This window comes from Sedimentibacter sp. B4, assembly GCF_000309315.1.
GTDB classification, from domain to species: domain Bacteria; phylum Bacillota; class Clostridia; order Tissierellales; family Sedimentibacteraceae; genus Sedimentibacter; species Sedimentibacter saalensis.
The window spans coordinates 1-441 of the sequence record NZ_CANG01000123.1 but is presented as its reverse complement, the minus strand read 5'-3'; the positions used below and the strand labels follow the sequence as shown (position 1 = coordinate 441).

The 441-nt window shown below is 69.2% G+C and carries 1 protein-coding gene; it reads right to left on the bottom strand.

What is annotated here, in order from left to right:
* Window positions 1-124: 124 nt before the first annotated feature.
* On the bottom strand, window positions 125-441 hold a 317-nt coding region (locus BN358_RS26120; protein ID WP_198018373.1), incomplete at its 5' end, for a hypothetical protein.

Here is a 441-nt window from a genome sequence, read left to right as displayed (position 1 = left end):
TCCAGCGGACCGAGGCCGACGCCGATCAGGGTGCCGCCGAGCAACCGGTCGGTGCTCGAGACCGCCCGCGCTGTCGAGTCGCGGTGAGGCTCCGGCGGCCGGGCGTGATCCGGTGCGGGCCTGCTCATGCCGCCGCCTGGTTGATCACGAGCACCGTGAGCGAGGGGGTGTGCACGAGGGTGTGCCAGTGCGGGTTCGCCAGCAACTGGTTCTCGAACCGCTCGATGGCGCCGGGCGGGAACAGCCCGTAGTAGGCGTTGTAGACCTTCATCTGCGCCGTGATCACCGCGTAGGTCGGGTGGTTGTCACCCAGCATCGCGTCGGTCATCTCGTTGACCCGGCCGTCCTTGAAGTCGGTACCGAGCCAGCCGTCCCAGGCGTCCACGCCGCCGTCGAAGTCGCGGTTGTTCCGCACGAACTCGGTGTAGCGGGCGACCACGC